Annotated in this window: 23 protein-coding genes; 21 read left to right on the top strand and 2 right to left on the bottom strand. The window is 71.1% G+C overall.

What is annotated here, in order from left to right; translation table 11 throughout:
- Positions 1-3: 3 nt before the first annotated feature.
- Complete coding sequence (locus tag AB5J53_RS13960; protein WP_369245953.1) at positions 4-1584, bottom strand: oxidoreductase; 1581 nt, start codon at positions 1582-1584, stop codon at positions 4-6.
- A gap of 254 nt (positions 1585-1838) precedes the next feature.
- Here AB5J53_RS13960 and hisD point away from each other — a divergent pair, with 254 nt between their 5' ends.
- From hisD to AB5J53_RS13910, 10 genes are all read left to right on the top strand, one after another.
- Positions 1839-3161 carry a histidinol dehydrogenase gene (gene hisD / locus AB5J53_RS13955; RefSeq protein WP_369245952.1) on the top strand — a complete coding sequence of 441 codons (1323 nt, stop codon included), beginning with the start codon at positions 1839-1841 and terminating at the stop codon, positions 3159-3161.
- On the top strand, positions 3158-4267 hold the full coding sequence (locus AB5J53_RS13950) for a histidinol-phosphate transaminase (protein WP_369245951.1): 1110 nt from the start codon (positions 3158-3160) through the stop codon (positions 4265-4267). The genes hisD and AB5J53_RS13950 overlap by 4 nt, the downstream gene beginning before the upstream one ends.
- A complete protein-coding gene (gene hisB, locus AB5J53_RS13945; protein WP_369245950.1) occupies positions 4264-4857 on the top strand; it encodes an imidazoleglycerol-phosphate dehydratase HisB in 594 nt (197 codons plus the stop codon). The genes AB5J53_RS13950 and hisB overlap by 4 nt, the downstream gene beginning before the upstream one ends.
- The gene (locus AB5J53_RS13940; protein WP_189187717.1) at positions 4854-5018 is read left to right on the top strand and encodes a hypothetical protein; all 165 of its coding nucleotides are present in this window, start codon (positions 4854-4856) and stop codon (positions 5016-5018) included. The genes hisB and AB5J53_RS13940 overlap by 4 nt, the downstream gene beginning before the upstream one ends.
- Positions 5009-5656, top strand: a complete 648-nt coding sequence (hisH, locus tag AB5J53_RS13935; RefSeq protein ID WP_369245949.1) for an imidazole glycerol phosphate synthase subunit HisH — start codon at positions 5009-5011, stop codon at positions 5654-5656. Before AB5J53_RS13940 ends, hisH begins: the two co-directional genes overlap by 10 nt.
- Complete coding sequence (priA, locus tag AB5J53_RS13930) at positions 5656-6384, top strand: bifunctional 1-(5-phosphoribosyl)-5-((5-phosphoribosylamino)methylideneamino)imidazole-4-carboxamide isomerase/phosphoribosylanthranilate isomerase PriA (RefSeq protein ID WP_369245948.1); 729 nt, start codon at positions 5656-5658, stop codon at positions 6382-6384. The genes hisH and priA overlap by 1 nt, the downstream gene beginning before the upstream one ends.
- A complete protein-coding gene (locus AB5J53_RS13925; protein ID WP_369245947.1) occupies positions 6381-6776 on the top strand; it encodes a RidA family protein in 396 nt (131 codons plus the stop codon). Before priA ends, AB5J53_RS13925 begins: the two co-directional genes overlap by 4 nt.
- A complete protein-coding gene (gene hisF / locus AB5J53_RS13920) occupies positions 6773-7528 on the top strand; it encodes an imidazole glycerol phosphate synthase subunit HisF (protein WP_369245946.1) in 756 nt (251 codons plus the stop codon). The genes AB5J53_RS13925 and hisF overlap by 4 nt, the downstream gene beginning before the upstream one ends.
- 129 nt (positions 7529-7657) lie before the next feature.
- Complete coding sequence (locus AB5J53_RS13915; RefSeq protein ID WP_369245945.1) at positions 7658-8245, top strand: helix-turn-helix domain-containing protein; 588 nt, start codon at positions 7658-7660, stop codon at positions 8243-8245.
- A 26-nt stretch (positions 8246-8271) separates the two neighbouring features.
- Positions 8272-9636: an MFS transporter gene (locus AB5J53_RS13910; protein WP_369245944.1), complete on the top strand. Its 1365-nt coding sequence runs from the start codon at positions 8272-8274 to the stop codon at positions 9634-9636.
- 9 nt (positions 9637-9645) lie between these two features.
- Here the strand turns inward: AB5J53_RS13910 and AB5J53_RS13905 are convergent, their stop codons facing one another.
- Positions 9646-10281 carry a TIGR03085 family metal-binding protein gene (locus AB5J53_RS13905; RefSeq protein ID WP_369245943.1) on the bottom strand — a complete coding sequence of 212 codons (636 nt, stop codon included), beginning with the start codon at positions 10279-10281 and terminating at the stop codon, positions 9646-9648.
- Positions 10282-10435: 154 nt separating this feature from the next.
- On the opposite strand from AB5J53_RS13905, the gene hisI reads away from it, so the two are divergent.
- The 11 genes from hisI to lgt all read left to right on the top strand — a co-directional run bounded on the left by hisI (position 10436) and on the right by lgt (position 19856).
- The gene (gene hisI, locus AB5J53_RS13900) at positions 10436-10849 is read left to right on the top strand and encodes a phosphoribosyl-AMP cyclohydrolase (protein WP_369245942.1); all 414 of its coding nucleotides are present in this window, start codon (positions 10436-10438) and stop codon (positions 10847-10849) included.
- An 11-nt stretch (positions 10850-10860) separates the two neighbouring features.
- The gene (locus AB5J53_RS13895; protein ID WP_369245941.1) at positions 10861-12339 is read left to right on the top strand and encodes an anthranilate synthase component I; all 1479 of its coding nucleotides are present in this window, start codon (positions 10861-10863) and stop codon (positions 12337-12339) included.
- Between the two features lie 76 nt (positions 12340-12415).
- Positions 12416-13078 carry a TIGR02234 family membrane protein gene (locus AB5J53_RS13890; RefSeq protein WP_369245940.1) on the top strand — a complete coding sequence of 221 codons (663 nt, stop codon included), beginning with the start codon at positions 12416-12418 and terminating at the stop codon, positions 13076-13078.
- Positions 13079-13245: 167 nt separating this feature from the next.
- Complete coding sequence (locus tag AB5J53_RS13885; protein ID WP_369245939.1) at positions 13246-13494, top strand: HGxxPAAW family protein; 249 nt, start codon at positions 13246-13248, stop codon at positions 13492-13494.
- A gap of 96 nt (positions 13495-13590) precedes the next feature.
- Entirely contained in the window at positions 13591-14037 is a 447-nt protein-coding gene (locus AB5J53_RS13880; protein ID WP_369245938.1) for a DUF2752 domain-containing protein, read from the top strand.
- Between the two features lie 166 nt (positions 14038-14203).
- A complete protein-coding gene (gene trpC / locus AB5J53_RS13875) occupies positions 14204-15013 on the top strand; it encodes an indole-3-glycerol phosphate synthase TrpC (protein WP_369245937.1) in 810 nt (269 codons plus the stop codon).
- Between the two features lie 82 nt (positions 15014-15095).
- Positions 15096-15332, top strand: coding sequence for a tryptophan biosynthesis modulator TrpM (gene trpM / locus AB5J53_RS13870; RefSeq protein ID WP_369252223.1), 237 nt, complete (start codon positions 15096-15098; stop codon positions 15330-15332).
- 459 nt (positions 15333-15791) lie between these two features.
- Positions 15792-17084: a tryptophan synthase subunit beta gene (gene trpB / locus AB5J53_RS13865; RefSeq protein WP_369245936.1), complete on the top strand. Its 1293-nt coding sequence runs from the start codon at positions 15792-15794 to the stop codon at positions 17082-17084.
- The gene (gene trpA / locus AB5J53_RS13860; protein WP_369245935.1) at positions 17081-17896 is read left to right on the top strand and encodes a tryptophan synthase subunit alpha; all 816 of its coding nucleotides are present in this window, start codon (positions 17081-17083) and stop codon (positions 17894-17896) included. The genes trpB and trpA overlap by 4 nt, the downstream gene beginning before the upstream one ends.
- 103 nt (positions 17897-17999) lie before the next feature.
- Positions 18000-18776 carry a DsbA family protein gene (locus AB5J53_RS13855; protein WP_369245934.1) on the top strand — a complete coding sequence of 259 codons (777 nt, stop codon included), beginning with the start codon at positions 18000-18002 and terminating at the stop codon, positions 18774-18776.
- Positions 18777-18893: 117 nt separating this feature from the next.
- Positions 18894-19856 (top strand): prolipoprotein diacylglyceryl transferase, encoded by a 963-nt coding sequence (lgt, locus tag AB5J53_RS13850; RefSeq protein ID WP_369245933.1) that lies wholly within the window; start codon positions 18894-18896, stop codon positions 19854-19856.
- Positions 19857-19973 lie beyond the last annotated feature (117 nt).

Here is a 19973-nt window from a genome sequence, read left to right as displayed (position 1 = left end):
GCGTCAGCTGCGCCGCAGCAGCCGTGTCGCCCCCGCCGCCACCGTCGTCGCAAGGATCCAGCCGAGGAGGATCACCACGGCGGCCAGCCACTGCCAGCCGCCGCGCAGCTGCCAGAAGCCGACCTGGCCGAGGTCGATGACCGGCAGCAGCAGGTCCAGGGCGAACAGTGAGGCGTTCCACGGGGGATGCCCGTCGTCGTTGATCGGCGGATGGCTGGCGTGCGAGAAGGCGATCGACGTCGCCGCCCACAGCAACGCCATCCACAGCGCGGCCCGCCCGGGCCGGTACCCGTAGGCGACCGTCCAGTCCTGCGCGTACCCCCAGAGCTTGGCGGCGAGCGGCAGGGTCTCGCGGCGGCGGCGCTGCTTGGCGAGCAGCACCTCGCGCGCGTCCTCGTCCTCCCCGGAGTTGCGCAGCACGGTGGCGAGGCGCTCGTACGGCTCCGGGTTGTACTCGGCGGTCGCCGCCGTCACCCACTCCAGCCGCCGGGTCAGCGGGAACGCGCCCTGCGGCACGAGGTTCTCGTAGACGAAGCCGCCCATGTGGAGGCTGCCGGGCCCCGGCCAACTGGACGCGCTGTCCACCAGGTTGACGATCCGCGCGCCCGACAGGACCACCTTGCCGCGCTCGGGTCTCTCCCCGAGGAAGCGCAGCTCGGGCGTCTGAACCCGGCGCAGTGACAGCTCCTGGTCGTCGTCGAAGAGGAAACGGGCTCCCTCGAAGTCGACCGCGTCCCCGAACCGCCCGTCGTCGAGGCGGATCCCGCCCTGGCACTCGAACCGCTGCACCAGCGTGCCGCGCGCCGGGGTCGTGCCGCTGGTCACCAGCGGATTGCCGACGGCCGCGGGGGTCATGTAGAGCGTGCGGTTGACGGTGAGCTGCGGGGCGTTCAGGGCGAGACGTGTGTACGGGTTGTTCAGCTTGCTGCCGCGCAGGCTGAGGGAGACCCCTACGGTGGCGCCGCGCAGGCTCAGCTCGCCGTGCGACTCCAGCATCTCGGCCTGGAGATCCTGCCCCACGGTCATGCCATCGCAGGTGAGCGAGCGCCCACGCCGGTCCCGGTAGACCACGGCCTGGTTGAGCAGCAGATCCGTGCCGATGTGCGCGTCGGTCAGCCGTACGCCGTTGTGGAACCGGCAGCGCGGCAGATGCAGATCGCCCTCGGTGTGCACCCGGGCGGCCTCCAGGCGTGGCACCGAGCAGTCGACCAGGCGCACGGTCTGGAACCGCGCCTCCGGCAGCAGGATCTCCTTCTCGAACCGGCACCCCTTCATCTCGACGTACGGCCCCACGGTGCCGCCCGCGAGGTCGAGAACGTCGGTGATCTGCACGCCGGTCAGCTTCAGGGAGGAGACCCTGCCCTGGAGTGCGGGAGGGCCGTCGAGCAGCAGCCACGCCACGATCCGGGCCCGGACGCTGCGCTCGGGGCCCCAGGGATGGCCCCCGTGCGGATCGTCGACGGTCGTGTCCCCGCTGCGCAGGTCGTACACGCTGCCGTTGCGGAAGGCCTGCCACATTCCGGCCTCGGCGGCGGTCAGTTCGTCCGGCAGGTCCCCACCGCGGATGCCGGCACCCTCGGTCACGGCACTTCCCTTCCTCCCCAGCTACTCGCGGGTTTCGTACAACCGTCCAATGCCCGCTCAGTGACGGCCCGAACGCTACTGGTGAAGGGGATCTTCCGCGGAACCGAAGGTGGCCGGTATCAGCCACTGGCCAGCCGGATCACGGCGTCGTGTCAGCCACAGGTCACCGCGTCGTGTCAGCCGCTGTTCCGGCGTTGTATCAGCCATTGATACAGCCGTCCGGCGTCTTATCGCCGTCTGAGAGAATTGGGACCGTGATCTCCCGAATCGATCTGCGCGGCGACGCCCTCCCCGAGGGCTCCGCCCTGCGCGACCTGCTGCCCCGAGCCGACTTCGACGTATCGTCCGCCCTGGAGAAGGTGCGTCCGATCTGCGAGGCCGTGCATCATCGGGGCGACGCGGCGCTGATCGACTACGCGGAGAAATTCGACGGCGTGCGGCTCGATTCCGTACGGGTTCCGGCCCAGGCGCTCAGTGACGCCCTGGAACAGCTCGATCCGGCCGTGCGCGCGGCCCTGGAGGAGTCCATCCGCCGCGCCCGCCTGGTCCACCGCGAGCAGCGCCGTACGACGCACACCACCCAGGTCGTGCCCGGCGGCTCGGTCACCGAGAAGTGGGTGCCGGTCGAGCGCGTCGGGCTGTACGCGCCGGGCGGACGCTCCGTCTACCCGTCCTCCGTGATCATGAATGTGGTCCCCGCCCAGGAAGCCGGGGTCGGGTCCATCGCGCTTGCCTCCCCCGCCCAGGCCGAGTTCGGCGGGCTGCCGCACCCGACGATCCTCGCCGCCTGTGCCCTGCTCGGCGTCGACGAGGTCTACGCGGCCGGCGGTGCGACGGCCGTCGCGATGTTCGCGTACGGCACCGAGTCCTGCCCGCCCGCCAACATGGTCACCGGTCCCGGAAACATCTGGGTCGCGGCCGCCAAGCGATACTTCGCGGGCAAGATCGGCATCGACGCCGAGGCCGGCCCCACCGAGATCGCGATCCTCGCGGACGAGACCGCCGACCCGGTGCACGTCGCCTCCGACCTGATCAGCCAGGCCGAGCACGACCCGCTGGCCGCCGCCGTTCTCGTCACGGACTCCCGCCGGCTCGCGGACGCCGTCGAGAAGGAGCTGGAGCCGCAGGTCACGGCCACCAAGCACGTCGAGGACCGGATCGTCCCGGCGCTGAGCGGCAAGCAGTCCGCGATCGTGCTGGTCGACGGCGTGGCCGAGGGCCTGCGGGTCGTCGACGCGTACGGCGCCGAGCACCTGGAAATCCAGACGGCGGACGCCGCTGCCGTCGCGGACCGGGTGAAGAACGCGGGCGCAATCTTCGTCGGTCCCTGGGCGCCCGTGTCGCTGGGCGACTACGCGGCCGGCTCCAACCACGTCCTGCCCACCGGCGGCTGCGCCTGCCACTCCTCGGGCCTGTCCGTCCAGTCCTTCCTGCGCGGCATCCACATCGTCGACTACACGAAGGACGCGCTGGCCGACGTGGCGCATCACGTGGTGACGCTGGCGGAGGCGGAGGACCTGCCGGCCCACGGGGCGGCGATCAAGGCTCGGTTCGGTTGGAAGGTACCCAGCAAGTGAGCTTCGGAATCGACGATCTCCCCGTACGGGACGAGCTGCGCGGCAAGTCCCCCTATGGCGCGCCCCAGTTGGACGTCCCCGTACGGCTGAACACCAACGAGAACCCGTACTCGCTGCCCGAGCCGCTCGTCGAGCGGATCGCCGAGCGGGTGCGCGAGGCCGCCCGCGACCTCAACCGCTACCCCGACCGGGACGCGGTGGAGCTGCGCACCGAGCTGGCCAAGTACCTGACGAAGACCGGCAACCACCGGGTCGGCATGGAGAACGTCTGGGCGGCCAACGGTTCGAACGAGGTCATCCAGCAGCTGCTGCAGACCTTCGGCGGACCGGGCCGTACGGCGATCGGCTTCGAGCCGTCGTACTCGATGCACGCGCTCATCGCGCGCGGCACGGGCACGGGCTGGATCTCGGGTCCCCGCAACGAGGACTTCACGATCGACCTCGCCGCCGCCGAGCAGGCCATCGCCGAGAACCGGCCGGACGTCGTCTTCATCACGACCCCCAACAACCCCACGGGCAACGCGGTCCCGCCCGAGACGGTCCTCGCGCTGTACGAGGCCGCGCAGGCGGCGAAGCCGTCGATGGTGATCGTGGACGAGGCGTACATCGAGTTCAGCCACGGAGCCTCGCTGCTGCCGCTGATCGAAGGTCGGCCGAATCTCGTCGTCTCGCGGACGATGTCGAAGGCGTTCGGCGCGGCCGGGCTCCGCCTCGGCTATCTCGCCGCGCACCCGGCGGTCGTGGACGCGGTCCAGCTCGTACGGCTGCCGTACCACCTCTCGGCCATCACGCAGGCCACGGCGCTGGCCGCCCTGGAGCACACCGACACGCTGCTGGGGTACGTCGAGCAGCTGAAGGCCGAGCGGGACCGGCTGGTCGCCGAACTGCGCGCGATCGGATACGAGGTGATCGAATCCGACGCGAACTTCGTGCAGTTCGGGCGGTTCGAGGACTCCCACACCGCCTGGCAGAAGATCCTCGACCGGGGCGTCCTGGTCCGGGACAACGGCGTACCGGGGTGGCTGCGGGTCTCCGCCGGAACCCCCGCCGAAAACGACGCGTTCCTCGACGCGGTACGTGAACTGAAGAAGGAGCAGAACGCATGAGCCGCGTAGGACGTGTCCAGAGAACGACGAAGGAGACGTCGGTCCTCGTCGAGATCGATCTCGACGGGTCCGGCAAGGTCGATGTGTCGACAGGCGTCGGCTTCTACGACCACATGCTCGACCAGCTCGGCCGGCACGGTCTGTTCGACCTGACCGTGAAGACCGAGGGCGACCTGCACATCGACTCGCACCACACCATCGAGGACACCGCCCTCGCGCTGGGCGCCGCCTTCAAGCAGGCGCTCGGCGACAAGGTGGGGATTTATCGATTCGGGAACTGCACGGTCCCGCTCGACGAGTCTCTCGCCCAGGTGACCGTCGACCTCTCCGGGCGCCCGTACCTCGTGCACACCGAGCCCGAGAACATGGCGCCGATGATCGGCGAGTACGACACGACGATGACCCGGCACATCCTGGAGTCCTTCGTCGCGCAGGCCCAGATCGCGCTGCACGTGCACGTGCCCTACGGGCGCAACGCGCACCACATCGTGGAGTGCCAGTTCAAGGCGCTGGCCCGCGCGCTGCGCTACGCCTCCGAGCGCGACCCGCGCGCCGTCGGCATCCTCCCCTCCACGAAGGGCGCGCTGTGACCGGCCTGTCGAGCATCCTGATCGTCGTCGGACTCTTCCTCCTCGGCGGCATCTACTCCTTCGTCAAGCAGCAGATGCCCAAGAGCCTCATCGTGCTGCTCTCCATCGGCGCCGCGATGTGTCTGGTCGCGGGCGTCATGAGGCTGGAGGTGTGGAATTGAGCGCACCCAAGAAGGTCGTCGTCTTCGACTACGGCTTCGGTAACGTCCGCTCCGCCGAGCGCGCCCTCGCGCGCGCGGGTGCCGACGTGGAGATAACGCGCGACTTCGACACGGCCATGAACGCGGACGGCCTGCTGGTGCCCGGCGTCGGCGCCTTCGCCGCCTGCATGAAGGGCCTGAAGGACGCCCGGGGCGAGTGGATCATCGGTCGCCGCCTGTCCGGTGGCCGCCCGGTGATGGGCATCTGCGTCGGCATGCAGATCCTCTTCGCGCGCGGCATCGAGCACGGCGTGGAGACCGAGGGCCTCGACGAGTGGCCCGGCACGGTCGAGCCGCTGCAGGCCGACATCGTGCCCCACATGGGCTGGAACACGGTCGAGGCGCCGGCCGGCTCGCAGCTCTTCGCGGGTCTCGACGCCGACGCGCGCTTCTACTTCGTCCACTCCTACGCCGTCCACGACTGGTCCCTCGAGGTCGCGAACCCGGCGATGCGCTCACCTCTGGTCACCTGGTCGACGCACGGCAAGCCCTTCGTGGCGGCCGTCGAGAACGGCGCCCTGTGGGCCACGCAGTTCCACCCCGAGAAGTCCGGCGACGCCGGAGCGCAGCTGCTGAACAACTGGATCGGAACCCTCTGATGGCTTCGAAGCTCGAACTCCTCCCCGCCGTCGACGTCCGCGACGGCCAGGCCGTCCGCCTCGTCCACGGCGAGTCCGGGACCGAGACGTCCTACGGCTCTCCCCTCGAGGCCGCTCTCGCCTGGCAGAGTGCGGGTGCCGAGTGGCTGCATCTCGTCGACCTGGACGCCGCGTTCGGCACCGGTGACAACCGGGCGCTGATCGCCGAGGTCGCGAAGGCGATGGACATCAAGGTGGAGCTGTCCGGCGGTATCCGTGACGACGACACGCTCGCCGCCGCCCTCGCCACCGGCTGCACCCGTGTGAACCTCGGCACCGCCGCCCTGGAGACGCCCGAGTGGGTCGCCAAGGTCATCGCCGAGCACGGCGACAAGATCGCGGTCGGCCTCGATGTACGCGGCACGACGCTGCGCGGCCGCGGCTGGACGCGCGACGGCGGTGACCTCTACGAGACGCTGGAGCGTCTCAACAAGGAGGGCTGCGCGCGGTACGTCGTCACGGACATCGCCAAGGACGGCACGCTCCAGGGACCGAACCTGGAACTGCTGCGCAACGTCTGCGCGGCGACGGACCGCCCGGTGGTGGCGTCGGGCGGGGTGTCCTCGCTGGACGACCTGCGCGCCATCGCCGAGCTGGTGCCCCTCGGTGTCGAGGGCTCCATCGTCGGAAAGGCCCTGTACGCCAAGGCGTTCACACTGGAAGAGGCCCTGGAGGCGGTAGCCAAGTGAGCGACGTGCGACGCGTCACGACCGGCGCGCCCTGGGAGGAGGCCTTCGGCTACTCCCGCGCGGTGGAGCTGCCGAACGGCCTGGTGCTGGTCGCCGGCTGCACCTCCGTGATCGACGGCCAGATCGCCCCCGGCGACCCGTACGAACAGGCGGTCAACTCCTTCAACGCCGCGTTCGCCGCGCTGGAGCAGCTCGGCCTCGGCCGCGACGACGTCGTCCGTACACGCATGTACATCACCCATGCCCGGGACGTGGAGGATGTCGGACGCGCCCACAAGGAGCTGTTCGACGCCGTCCGTCCCGCCGCATCCATGATCATCGTCTCCGGCCTCGTGGACCCGCGTCTGGTCGTCGAGGTCGAGGTGGAGGCGTTCCGAGGAGTGCAGTCATGACCCTCGCCGTACGAGTCATCCCCTGCCTGGACGTGGACAACGGCCGGGTCGTCAAGGGCGTCAACTTCCAGAACCTGCGCGACGCGGGCGACCCCGTCGAGATGGCCAAGGTGTACGACGCCGAGGGCGCCGACGAGCTGACGTTCCTGGACATCACGGCGTCCTCCGGCAATCGCGAGACCACCTACGACGTGGTGCGCCGCACGGCCGAGCAGGTCTTCATCCCGCTGACCGTGGGCGGCGGCGTGCGCACCGCGGAGGACGTGGACAAGCTGCTGCGGGCGGGCGCCGACAAGGTCGGGGTCAACACCGCCGCGATCGCCCGGCCGGATCTCATCCGTGAGATCGCGGAGCGGTTCGGGCGGCAGGTGCTGGTGCTGTCGGTGGATGCCCGGCGTACCGAGAGCGGCTCCTTCGAGGTCACCACCCACGGCGGGCGCAAGGGCACCGGCATCGACGCCGTCGAGTGGGCGCACCGGGCCGCCGAGCTGGGCGCGGGGGAGATCCTGCTCAACTCGATGGACGCGGACGGCACGAAGGACGGGTACGACATCGAGATGATCGAGGCCGTACGCAAGCACGTCACCGTGCCGCTGATCGCCAGCGGCGGCGCGGGGCGGCTCGCCGACTTCCCGCCGGCCATCGCCGCGGGCGCCGACGCGGTGCTCGCAGCGTCCGTCTTCCACTTCGGGGATCTGCGGATCGGTGAGGTGAAGGAGACGTTGCGGGGGGCGGGGCATCCCGTTCGCTGAGGTCAGCTGCCTTTGAGCCCCGGTCACTTGGTGGCCGGGGCTCAGCTGTGTCCGGACACCGTCCAGATGAGAAAGGGAAGTTGCGCAATTTTAGTTGCGCAACTTTTCTTTCGCATCTAAGGTCAGGGCATGGCAAGCAAGGAGAACCGCCGCATCACGGATGTGGGCACGCTCAAGGCTCTGGGACATCCGCTGCGGATGAAGCTGTATCGGGCGTTGATCGTGACCGGCGCCGCGACCGCGTCCCAGTTGGGCGAACAGGTCGACGAGGCGCCCTCGCTGGTCAGCTACCACCTGCGCAAGCTCGCCGAGCACGGGCTGATCGAGGAGGCCGAGCCGCGCAGCGGGGACGGCAGGGAGCGCTGGTGGGAGCCCGCCTCGGACGGCGTGAGTGTCCGGGGCGTGGACTTCCGGGACGCGCCCGAGAAGGAGGCCGCGCACCTGGCCTTCACCCGGCTCTTCCACGAGCAGCGCGGCGACCTCTACCGGCGCTACCTCGACGAGCGCGCCACCTGGCCCACGGAGTGGAACGACGCCGCCGCCGACTCGGAGGCCACGCTCCGTCTGACGGCCGCCGAACTCGACGCGCTCAAGGACGAGTTGCTCACGGTCATCAAGAAGTACGACGACAAGGGCCGCGCCGACGAAGCGGCCGGTGACACCGAAGGGCGCGAGAACGTCGCGCTGCACCTGTACGGCTTCCCGTTCCGCGCCTGATTGAGCGTCTGAGAGGACCTGGCTCCGTGACCACGAACGTCATTCCCCCGGCTCCCGCCACCACCGGCAGACCCGCCCACCGCGACGGCAACGTCCTGCGCTGGCTCGGTGCCTACGCCTCGTCGATGATCGGCGACAACGTCTGCTACATCGCGCTGTCCTGGGCGGCTGTGCAGTCCGGAACGCCCACGCAGGCAGGGCTCGTGATGACCGTGAGCGCCGTTCCCCGGGCGCTGTTGATGCTCGGCGGAGGTGTGGTCGCCGACCGGTTCGGGCCGCGGAAGGTCGTCATCGGCAGTGACACCGTGCGTTGCGCCGCCGTGCTCGCGCTGGCCGCGCTGCTGTTCGCGACCAGCCCGAGTCTGTGGCTGCTGGCCCTGCTCGCCGTCGTCTTCGGCACCGTCGACGCCGTCTTCATGCCCGCCGTGGGTGCCCTGCCGGCCCGCATCACGAGCCGGGAACAACTCGCCCGCGTCCAGGGCATGCGGGGCCTCGCGATCCGCTTCGCCAACGTGGTCGGCGCACCGCTCGGCGGTCTCGGTGTGGCGCTCGGCGGCGCGGCGGCGGCCTTCGGGCTCGCGGGGATGCTGATCGCCGTGTCGGTGCCGCTGCTGATCTCCGTACGGATGCGGGAGCTGCCCACTGACGACGTGAACGGGGCAGGCGGGGCAGGTGCCCCGGCGGACACGGGACACGCACGCGTGGCTGCCGACACGGGCCACGCGCGCGTGGCCGCCGCCGACGATGGTGCGCCAGCCGCGCAGGGTCAGCCCGCACGGCCCACCGCCTGGCGGGACCTCCGCGAAGGCCTGCGCTACATCCGGCGCCACCGCGTCCTCGCCCCGCTCATCGCCGCCATCGCGCTCGGCGACCTCGGATTCGTCGGGCCGCTGAATGTGGGCCTGACCCTTTTGGCCGATCAGCGTGGCTGGGGCGCGTCCGGGATGGGCTGCGTGCTCGCCGGGTTCGGGGCCGGCGCGGGGACCGCCGCGCTGCTGCTGACCGTGCGGGGGCGGCTGCCGCACGCGGGACATCTGGCCGCGGTGGCGATCCTGGCGGGCTCGGTCGCGATCGGCGCGCTCGCCTTCGTACCGAACGTCGCAGCGGCCATCGGGGTCGCCCTGCTCATCGGGCTGTTCGCCGGGCTCAGCGGTGCGCTGTGCGGCGCGCTGCTGCAGACCCAGGCGGACCCCGCCTACCTGGGCCGGGTCAGCGCCGTCTCCGGCATCGTCAGCCTGGGTCTCGCCCCGCTCAGCATGCCGCTGACCGCCGCCGCGATCGGCTGGTGGGGCACCGGGCCCGTCTTCGTCACCAGCGCCGCGGTCTGCGGCCTCGGCGGGGTCCTCGCCCTGTGCGTCCGCGACCTGCGCCGCGCCGAACTGCCCCGCTGAGCCGGCCGCTCAGATCCCCAGCTGCTTCGCCTCCTGCAGCTTGGCGATCGCGTCCTCGTCGCCCGCCAGCTCCACGTCGGCCGCCTTCTGCCGCCCGTACGCGAACAGCAGCAGCTCCGAGGGCTCGCCGGTCGCCGTCACGACCGGCGTGCCCTTGTGCGCGACCGCCGTCTGGCCGTCCGGGCGGCGCAGCACCAGGCCCGTCGGCGCCCCGCGGCCGGTCAGCCGGGCCGTGCGCTCCAGCCGGGACCACAGGGCGTCCTGGAAGACCGGGTCCAGCTCGCGCGGCGTCCAGTCGGGCTGTGCGCGCCGCACGTCCTCGGTGTGGACGTAGAACTCGATCGTGTTCGAGGCCTCGTCGATCTGCTTCACCGAGAAGGGCGAGAAGCGCGGCGGACCCGTACGGATCAGCTGGATCAGCTCCTCGTACGGCTTCTCCGCGAACTCCGCCATCACCCGCTCCAGGCGTGGCGCCAGCTGCTTGATCAGGATCCCGCCGGCGGCGTCGGCGCGGCGCTCGCGGACCACCACGTGCGCGGCGAGATCCCGGGTGTTCCAGCCCTCGCACAGGGTCGGGGCGTCCGGTCCCACGGCTTCCAACAGATCGGCCAGGAGGAGTCGTTCACGCTTGGCATGGGTCGACATGACAATCAGCCTACGACCGCCCCACTGGTCCGCCCAGTGGACGACGGCGGGGACCGGCCTGTGCGGGTGGCAGGGACCGGCCTGTGGACAACGCTGAGGTCCGGCCTGTGGACAATCGGGGGGCACGTCCGTGCGGCGCGGCACAATGGCACCCATGACCAGCACGCCCTTGCCCCGCAGGCCCAGCAGCCTGGATCCCGAGATCGCCGCGCGCCTCAAGCGCAGCGCCGACGGGCTCGTCCCCGCCATCGCCCAGCAGTACGACACCGGTGAGGTGCTGATGCTGGGCTGGATGGACGACGAGGCGCTGCATCGCACGCTCACCACGGGCCGCTGCACCTACTGGTCGCGCAGCCGCCAGGAGTACTGGGTCAAGGGCGACACGTCCGGCCACTTCCAGCACGTGAAGTCCGTGGCCCTGGACTGCGACGCCGACACGGTCCTGGTGAAGGTCGACCAGGTGGGCGCCGCCTGCCACACCGGCGCCCGCACCTGCTTCGACGCCGACGTACTGCTCGACGAGCTCCTCAAGGACGCCGATTCCGGCGTGCCGTCACTGGATCAGTAAGGTCAGCCGCCATGGACCTCGAGACGTTCCGCAAGCTGGCCACAGACCGCCGCGTGATCCCCGTCAGCCGCAAGCTCCTCGCGGACGGCGACACGCCGGTCGCGCTCTACCGCAAGCTCGCCGCCGAGCGCCCCGGCACCTTCCTCCTGGAATCCGCTGAGAACGGCCGCTCCTGGTCCCGCTACTCCTTCGTGGGCGTCCGCAGCCACGCCACCCTCACGGAGCGCGACGGGCAGGCCCACTGGCTCGGTACGCCACCCGTGGGCGTCCCCGTCGACGGCGATCCGCTCGCCGCCCTGCGCGCCACCATCGAGGCGCTGCACACCCCGCACGGCGAGAGCCTGCCCCCGTTCACCGGCGGCATGGTCGGCTATCTGGGCTACGACATCGTGCGCCGCCTGGAGAGGATCGGCCCCGGCGAGCGGGACGACCTGAAGCTGCCCGAGCTGACCATGCTGCTCACCAGCGATCTCGCGGTGATGGACCACTGGGACGGCTCGGTCCAGCTGATCGCCAACGCGATCAACCACAACGACCTCGACACGGGTGTCGACGAGGCCTACGCGGACGCCGTCGCCCGCCTCGACGCCATGGAGGCCGACCTCTCGCGCGCGATCTCGCAGCCGCCGGCCGCGCTGCCGCCCTCCGAGCTCCCCGAGTACACCGCGCTCTGGGGCGGCCCCGACTTCCAGGACGCCGTCGAGGACATCAAGGAGCGCATCCGGGCGGGCGAGGCCTTCCAGGTCGTCCCCTCCCAGCGCTTCGAGACCCCGTGCACGGCAAGCGCGTTGGACGTGTATCGCGTGCTGAGGGCGACCAATCCCTCCCCGTACATGTACCTGTTCCGCTTCGACGGCTTCGATGTCGTCGGCTCCTCCCCGGAGGCCCTGGTCAAGGTCGAGGACGGGCAGGCGATGGTGCACCCGATCGCGGGTACCCGGCCGCGCGGCGCCACCGTCCAGGAGGACCAGGCCCTCGCCGACGAGCTGATCGCCGACCCCAAGGAGCGCGCCGAGCACCTGATGCTCGTCGACCTGGGACGCAACGACCTCGGCCGGGTCTGCGAGCCCGGCTCCGTAGAGGTCGTCGACTTCATGTCCATCGAGCGGTACTCGCACGTGATGCACATCGTGTCAACCGTGACCGGGCGGGTCGCGGCGGGCCGTACGGCCTTCGACGTACTGACGGCCTGCTTCCCGGCCGGCACCCTCTCCGGCGCCCCCAAGCCGCGCGCGATGCAGATCATCGACGAACTGGAGCCGTCCAGGCGCGGGTTGTACGGCGGCTGCGTGGGCTACCTGGACTTCGCGGGCGACTCCGACACCGCCATCGCCATCCGCACGGCCCTGCTCCGGGACGGCACCGCGTACGTCCAGGCGGGCGCCGGAATCGTCGCCGACTCCGACCCCGTCGCGGAGGACAACGAGTGCCGCAACAAGGCCGCGGCGGTCCTGCGCGCGGTGCACACGGCGAACCGGCTCGGACAGTAGACGGCCAACTCCCTTCGGTACTGGGACGAGGCTCACGTGAACCCCGGGTGACGGTTCGCCCGGGGTTCAGGCGATAGTGGAGTACGTGACTGCTGTTCCTCACCCCCGATCCGAAGCCGCCGGGCCCGCCCGGTCCGGCCGCCGCAGCCTTGGCGTCGCCCTGCTCAGCGGCGCGCTCGGCGCGGCCGTGGCCCTGCTGTCCACCCGGCAGAGCTGGTCGGAGGGCACCGCGACAGTGGCCGGCGGCGCCTTCCCGCTGACCGCCAAGGGCAGCGACGTCACGGGCGTGCCCGCGGCGCTCGCCATAGTGGGCCTCGCCGCGCTCGTCGCCGTCTTCGCCGTACGCCGCTCCGGCCGCCTCCTGGTCTCCGCGCTGCTCGCGCTCTCCGGCGCGGGCACGGTCGCCGCGGCCGTGCTCGGCGCGAGCGACAGCTCGGCGCTCGACGAGAAGGCCGCGGCGGCCTCCGGCAACACCGCCGCCACCGCGGACGCGCTCAGCCACACCGTCTGGCCGTACGTCGCGGCCGCGGGCGGGGCGCTGATCCTCCTCGCGGGGCTGCTCGCGCTGCGCTACGGGCGGCTGTGGCCCGCGATGTCGGGCCGTTACGAGCGCGACGGGACGCCCCGGCCGCGCAAGGCCAAGCCTGTCGACCCGGACCGCCCCGAGGACCTCTGGAAGGCGCTCGACCGCGGCGAGGACCCGACGGGGCCGGACCCGGCCGGGGCGCAAGGGACTTAGGTCCCGCCGTCCCCGCGTTCCCAGGGTCCTTCGCCCCAGGACTTTGGTCGTGACTTGGTCGAACCGACGCGCGAGCGGAGACCCCCGCTCACGGCACGGGCGCTTGTACGGGACAATGGACATCGAGTGTCCGACTCACACACGCATACAGCAACGAGGAGCAAGTCATGGCGGGCAGCAGCCACGGTCACACCCCGGCCGCCTGGACCGGTGTCATCATCGCCTTCATCGGTTTCTGCGTGGCGGGTGCCTTCATGGTGATGGCCAACCCGCTGGGCTTCTGGGCCGGCATGGTCGTCGTCGCCCTCGGCGGTGTCGTCGGCCTGGCGATGCGGGCGGCGGGCCTGGGCCAGCCGAAGACCACGCACGCGGAGCCCGTGCGCCAGGCCCGCGAGACCGTGGGCGCCGAGAGCTGATCGCACCCAGCGCTTCGTGAGAGGCGGCCCCGGCGCACCTGCCGGGGCCGCCTCTCCCATGTGGGCGGCGGGCGCGCCGCGCGGGGGAGGGGCAGAATGCGTGGGGTGAACGCCGAGACCCAGAGGGTGACGCGGGCCGCGGGCCCTGTCGTGCTGCGGCGGCTCGTCGTCCCCACGGGGGTGCTCGCGTCCGTCGTGGGCGCCTTCGCGTACGTCGGGGCCGTCGACCCCAATCAGCCCGGGCACTACCCCGTCTGCCCGCTGCTGCGCTTCACGGGCCTGTACTGCCCCGGCTGCGGCGGTCTGCGCAGCGCGCATGCCTTCGTGCACGGGGACTTCGCGGCGGCGCTCACCGACAACGCGCTCGCTGTCGCGGGATACCTGGTCTTCGCGGTGGTGTGGACCGTCTGGGTGGTCCGTTCGGCGCGCGGACGGCCGGTGCGGCTGGATCTCGGGCCGGTCCACCTGTGGAGCGTGGGCGCGTTGGTGCTGGTCTTCACCGTTGTCCGGAACCTACCGTTCGGCGGCTGGTTGCATCCTTGATCAAATGGCAAATGTCCAGGTAGTGGGACCGGCGTCAACCGGATGCGAGGCCTACGCCTTCCTCCGGATACCATCACAGTGACAAGTCTTTGCCGTCCGAGGCGGTGAACCCGGGTCAGATGCTCAACCGCTTCAACTGTCCACCGCAGGGAAGGGGGCCGCTCGCGTGAGTGTGCTCGACGAGATCATCGACGGAGTCCGTGCCGACCTCGCGGAGCGGCAGGCGCGCGTCAGCCTCGACGAGCTCAAGGAGCGCGCGGCGAAGGCTCCGGCTGCCAAGGACGGAGTGGCCGCCCTGCGCGGTGACGGCGTCAAGGTCATCTGCGAGGTCAAGCGCTCCAGCCCGTCCAAGGGCGCGCTCGCCGCGATCGCCGATCCGGCCGCTCTCGCCGCGGACTACGAGGCGGGTGGCGCGGCCGTCATCTCCGTCCTCACCGAGCAGCGCCGCTTCGGCGGCTCGCTCGCGGACCTGGAGGCCGTCCGTGCCCGCGTGGACATCCCGGTCCTCCGCAAGGACTTCATCGTCACGTCGTACCAGCTGTGGGAGGCCCGTGCGTACGGCGCCGACCTCGCGCTGCTGATCGTGGCCGCCCTCGAACAGTCGGCCCTGGAGTCCCTCATCGAGCGCGCCGAGTCCATCGGGCTCACGCCGCTCGTCGAGGTGCACGACGAGGACGAGGTCGAGCGGGCGGTGGACGCCGGTGCGAAGGTGATCGGTGTCAACGCGCGCGATCTGAAGACGTTGAAGGTCGACCGCTCGACCTTCGACCGTGTCGCCGCCGAGATCCCCGCCCACATCGTCAAGGTCGCCGAGTCCGGTGTCCGCGGGCCGCACGACCTCATCGCGTACGCCAATGCCGGCGCCGACGCGGTCCTGGTGGGCGAGTCGCTCGTCACCGGCCGCGACCCGAAGACGGCGGTCTCCGACCTCGTCGCGGCCGGGGCTCACCCCGCACTGCGCCACGGACGGGACTGACGCACCGGTGCCCACCCCGCCCCCCGCCGCTCCCCGTCCGGGCCTGAGCCCCGACGGCGGCTCGACACGCACGGGGGCGGCTGTGCCGGGCTTGGGCGCCGCGTCGCTCCCGGTCGCTTCGGCGGCCCGGGACCCCTATGCCCGCCTTGCCCGCGGCTGCCGTCCGCGGGGCTGCCGGGCGCCCGCACGGCGTGTGCACGGGCGCCGGGTTCGCTATGTCATCGGGGATGAGCCGGGCCAGGTGAACGGCATGCGATGGCCCGAGCGCGTACGCGCGCTCGCGCTCTCTCCCGCCGAGTTCACCCTGCGGGTGGGCTGAGCCGAGTCCGGCACCGTCGGTCCACGCCGTGGGGGTTGTCCCGGTCGCGGGCCGTCGGCGGCCCCACCGCACGGCTCGGGCTTCGCCCGGTTCCCTCACGGTGGCTCCGGCCGGTTCGGCACCGCCCGTCACCGCCGTGGGGCTTCTCGCCGTTGCGGCGGGGAGGACTGTCTGTCGGTGGTTCTGCTCCCCGATGGGGGAAGCCGCCTGACGGCGGCCCCTCCCCGCGGCGGGAGAAACCGCCTGGCGGCGGCAAACCTGCCTCCCCCTGTGTGGGGGACACCCGCTCCGGTCAAGGGCGGGTGTGCGGGCAGCCGGCGGTGCCGCCACTGGGCCGGCCGGTCCAGGTGAGGGTGCCCCCAGCCGGGGCCCGGTGCCGGAGGCGTTTGCGTGCGTACGTGGCTAACGTGACCCCTGTCCGACCTGTAACCGGGGCTGTCGCCCCTGCGAGGTAACCGCATGCCCAGCGAGTTCTTCATTCCCGACCCGGAGGGTCAAGTCCCCAGCGCCGAGGGCTACTTCGGCGCGTTCGGCGGCAAGTTCATCCCGGAGGCGCTGGTCGCCGCCGTGGACGAGGTCGCCGTCGAGTACGACAAGGCGAAGGCGGACCCCGAGTTCGCCCGCGAGCTCGACGACCTGCTCGTCAACTACACCGGGCGCCCGAGCTCACTCACCGAGGTGCCCCGGTTCGCCGAACACGCCGGTGGCGCCCGCATCTTCCTGAAGCGGGAGGACCTCAACCACACCGGATCCCACAAGATCAACAACGTGCTCGGCCAGGCCCTCCTCACCAAGAGGATGGGCAAGACCCGCGTCATCGCGGAGACCGGCGCCGGTCAGCACGGCGTCGCCACCGCCACCGCCTGCGCGCTCTTCGGCCTCGAATGCACCATCTACATGGGTGAGATCGACACCCAGCGCCAGGCCCTCAACGTCGCCCGCATGCGCATGCTCGGCGCCGAGGTCATCGCCGTGAAGTCCGGCAGCCGCACCCTCAAGGACGCCATCAACGAGGCGTTCCGGGACTGGGTCGCCAATGTCGATCACACCCACTACCTGTTCGGGACCGTCGCCGGGCCCCACCCCTTCCCCGCCATGGTCCGCGACTTCCATCGCGTCATCGGCGTCGAGGCCCGGCGGCAGATCCTGGAGCGCGCCGGACGGCTCCCCGACGCCGCCATCGCCTGCGTAGGCGGCGGGTCGAACGCCATTGGTCTCTTCCACGCCTTCATCCCCGACGCGGACGTACGCCTCGTCGGCTGCGAGCCCGCCGGACACGGCGTCGAGACCGGGGAGCACGCCGCGACCCTGACCGCCGGCGAGCCGGGCATCCTGCATGGATCGCGGTCGTACGTCCTTCAGGACGAGGAGGGCCAGATCACCGAGCCCTACTCGATCTCGGCCGGACTCGACTACCCGGGCATCGGGCCCGAGCACTCCTACCTCAAGGACAGCGGCCGCGCCGAGTACCGCGCGGTCACCGACGACGCGGCCATGCAGGCCCTGCGCCTGCTGTCGCGCACCGAGGGCATCATCCCGGCGATCGAGAGCGCCCACGCGCTCGCCGGGGCCCTGGAGGTCGGCAAGGAGCTCGGCAAGGACGGGCTGATCATCGTCAACCTGTCCGGCCGCGGCGACAAGGACATGGACACGGCCGCCCGCTACTTCGGCCTGTACGAGACCGGCGCCGACGCCGTCGTCGCCGCGGACGCCGACAGCGAGAACGCCGAGATCGAGGGGGACGTGAAGTGAGCGGCAACATCCAGCTGTTGAGCGACACCCTCGCCGGTGCCAAGGCGGAAGGGCGGTCCGCCCTCATCGCGTACCTCCCGGCCGGCTTCCCGACCGTCGACGGTGGCATCGCGGCCGTCAAGTCCGTCTTCGAGGGCGGCGCGGACATCGTCGAGATCGGTCTGCCGCACAGCGACCCGGTCCTCGACGGTCCGGTCATCCAGACGGCCGACGACATCGCCCTGCGCGGTGGAGTGAAGATCGCCGATGTCATGCGGACGGTCCGCGAGACGTTCGGGGCGACCGGCAAGCCCGTCCTCGTGATGACGTACTGGAACCCGATCGACCGCTACGGCGTCGAGCGCTTCACCGCCGAGCTGGCGGAAGCGGGCGGGGCGGGCTGCATCCTGCCCGACCTGCCGGTCCAGGAGTCGGCCCTGTGGAGGGAGCACGCCGAGAAGCACGGCCTCGCCACCGTCTTCGTCGTCGCGCCCAGCAGCAAGGACGCCCGGCTCGCCGAGATCACCGCGGCGGGCAGCGGGTTCGTGTACGCGGCCTCGCTGATGGGCGTCACGGGCACGCGGGAGTCGGTGGGGGCCCAGGCCCAGGACCTGGTGCGGCGCACCAAGGCCACCACCGAGCTGCCCGTCTGCGTCGGCCTCGGCGTCTCCAACGCCGCCCAGGCCGCCGAGGTGGCCGGCTTCGCCGACGGCGTGATCGTCGGCTCGGCCTTCGTGAAGCGGATGCTGGACGCCCCGGACGAGGCGGCAGGCCTGGAGGCCGTACGGGCGCTCGCGGCCGACCTGGCGAAGGGCGTGCGCGGAACGGCGTAACGCAAGGGCTCACGTAGGTACGTAACGGACAATCCACTCACCCGAACGGGTGGACCTGGGACCGGGGAGGCGCGCTGCGCCTCCCCGGTTCGTTCTGCCGGATGTGAGCGAGAAGAACCGTGACGGAAAGCGCACCGCCCGCGAGCGGCTGGCGGTCGAGCGAGAGAAGCAGAGGGCCGCGGAGAAGCGCCGACGGGCGCTGATCGTGGGCGCCTCGGTGGTCTGCGTCCTCGGCCTTGCCGCGGTGGTCGGCGTGCTGGCCGCCAACTCCGGCAAGGAAAAGAAGAGCGAGGCGTCGGGCCCCGTCGTGTCGCCCTCGGGAGCGACCGGCAAGGACGCCCTCGCGATTCCCGTCGGCAAGGACGGCGCCAAGTCGACCCTCACGGTATGGGAGGACTTCCGCTGCCCGGCCTGCCAGGCCTTCGAGACGGTGTACCGCCCGACGATCCACGAGCTGGTCGACGCCGGTCAGCTGAAGGTCGAGTACCACCTCGTCACCCTCATCGACGGGAACCTCGGCGGCAGCGGCTCCCTCCGCGCCGCCAACGCCGCGGCCTGCGCCCAGGACGCCGGAAAGTTCACCGCGTACCACGACGTGCTGTACGAGAACCAGCCCAAGGAAACCGTCGACGCCTTCGCCGACAACAGCAAGCTCATCGAGCTCGCGGGCAAGGTCGACGGCCTGGACACCCCGGCCTTCCAGAAGTGCGTCAACGACGGCACGCACGACAGCTGGGTCGAAAAGTCGCAGGCCGCCTTCAAGAGCAGCGGCTTCACCGGCACGCCGACCGTGCTGTTCGGCGGCAAGAACATCTACGCGGACCAGACGATGACCCCCGCCAAGCTGAAGCAGATGGTGGAGGCGGAGAACAAGGGCTGAGTCCTTCGCAGCCCTTGTGCCCCCGGCCGTCGGCAGGCCGGGGGCACCGCACGTTATGGACCCGTTGCCGGGCTGCTTGCCGTGGGTGGTATCCGGCACGGTAGCGTCGACCTTGCCATGGAACTTGCCTTCATTCCCAGCCCGTCGCGCGGTGTGCTGCACCTCGGCCCCATTCCGCTGCGTGCCTACGCGTTCTGCATCATCATCGGCGTCTTCGTAGCCGTCTGGCTCGGCAACAAGCGCTGGATCGCCCGGGGAGGGCGGTCCGGCACAGTGGCCGACATCGCGGTCTGGGCCGTCCCCTTCGGCCTCGTCGGCGGTCGGCTCTACCACGTGATCACGGACTACGAGCTGTACTTCAGCGAGGGCCGCGACTGGGTGGACGCCTTCAAGATCTGGGAGGGCGGGCTCGGCATCTGGGGCGCGATCGCGCTCGGCGCGCTGGGCGCGTGGATCGGGTGCCGCCGTCGTGGCATCCCGCTGCCCGCGTGGGCCGACGCCGTCGCACCCGGCATCGCCTTCGCGCAGGCGATCGGGCGCTGGGGCAACTGGTTCAACCAGGAGCTCTACGGTAAGGCGACGGACGTCCCCTGGGCGCTGCACATCACGTCCTCCACCGACGGGCGGGTGCCGGGGTACTACCACCCGACGTTCCTGTACGAGTCGCTGTGGTGCATCGGTGTCGGCTTCCTCGTCCTGTGGGCCGACCGCCGCTTCAAGCTGGGCCATGGGCGGGCGTTCGCCCTGTACGTCGCCGCGTACTGCGTCGGCCGCGGGTGGATCGAGTACATGCGTGTCGACGACGCCCACCACATCCTGGGCCTGCGTCTCAACGACTGGACCGCGATGGGTGTCTTCCTCCTCGCGGTGATCTACATCGTCATCTCTGCGCGTCGTCGGCCGGGGCGTGAGGAAGTGGTGGAGCCCGACGTGGACGCGTCCGGCGACGGGGACAGGGAGCGTGTCGCCGACGGCGAGTCCGTCGACCTCGACAAGTCGGCTGACGCCGAGGCCGAGGGATCCGCCGAGTCCACCGAGTCGGCCACGGAGGACGAGGCCGAGTCGGCCAAGAAGAGCTGACGGCTTTCGCTACGTCGAAGGGGGCGCCGCGTCCTGGAACGCGGCGCCCCCTTCGCGTGCCGGCCTCCGGTGCCGGCGCCTGGGTTTTCGCCCCCTCCACCCCTACCCGTCCCGACC

It is taken from the genome of Streptomyces sp. R41, from assembly GCF_041053055.1.
In the GTDB taxonomy this organism is placed as follows: Bacteria; Actinomycetota; Actinomycetes; order Streptomycetales; family Streptomycetaceae; genus Streptomyces.
This window is presented reverse-complemented; position numbering and strand designations above follow the sequence as displayed.

Bases quoted from the DNA above. Each gene is read 5' to 3' on its own strand.
- AB5J53_RS13880 (WP_369245938.1), top strand. From the start codon at position 13,591: ATGCGTGGGGTGAACGCCGAGACCCAGAGGGTGACGCGGGCCGCGGGC.
- hisF (WP_369245946.1), top strand. From the start codon at position 6,773: ATGACCCTCGCCGTACGAGTCATCCCCTGCCTGGACGTGGACAACGGC.
- trpB (WP_369245936.1), top strand. From the start codon at position 15,792: ATGCCCAGCGAGTTCTTCATTCCCGACCCGGAGGGTCAAGTCCCCAGC.
- lgt (WP_369245933.1), top strand. From the start codon at position 18,894: ATGGAACTTGCCTTCATTCCCAGCCCGTCGCGCGGTGTGCTGCACCTC.
- AB5J53_RS13885 (WP_369245939.1), top strand. From the start codon at position 13,246: ATGGCGGGCAGCAGCCACGGTCACACCCCGGCCGCCTGGACCGGTGTC.
- hisI (WP_369245942.1), top strand. From the start codon at position 10,436: ATGACCAGCACGCCCTTGCCCCGCAGGCCCAGCAGCCTGGATCCCGAG.
- priA (WP_369245948.1), top strand. From the start codon at position 5,656: ATGGCTTCGAAGCTCGAACTCCTCCCCGCCGTCGACGTCCGCGACGGC.
- hisB (WP_369245950.1), top strand. From the start codon at position 4,264: ATGAGCCGCGTAGGACGTGTCCAGAGAACGACGAAGGAGACGTCGGTC.
- AB5J53_RS13905 (WP_369245943.1), bottom strand. From the start codon at position 10,281: ATGTCGACCCATGCCAAGCGTGAACGACTCCTCCTGGCCGATCTGTTG.
- AB5J53_RS13915 (WP_369245945.1), top strand. From the start codon at position 7,658: ATGGCAAGCAAGGAGAACCGCCGCATCACGGATGTGGGCACGCTCAAG.
- AB5J53_RS13895 (WP_369245941.1), top strand. From the start codon at position 10,861: ATGGACCTCGAGACGTTCCGCAAGCTGGCCACAGACCGCCGCGTGATC.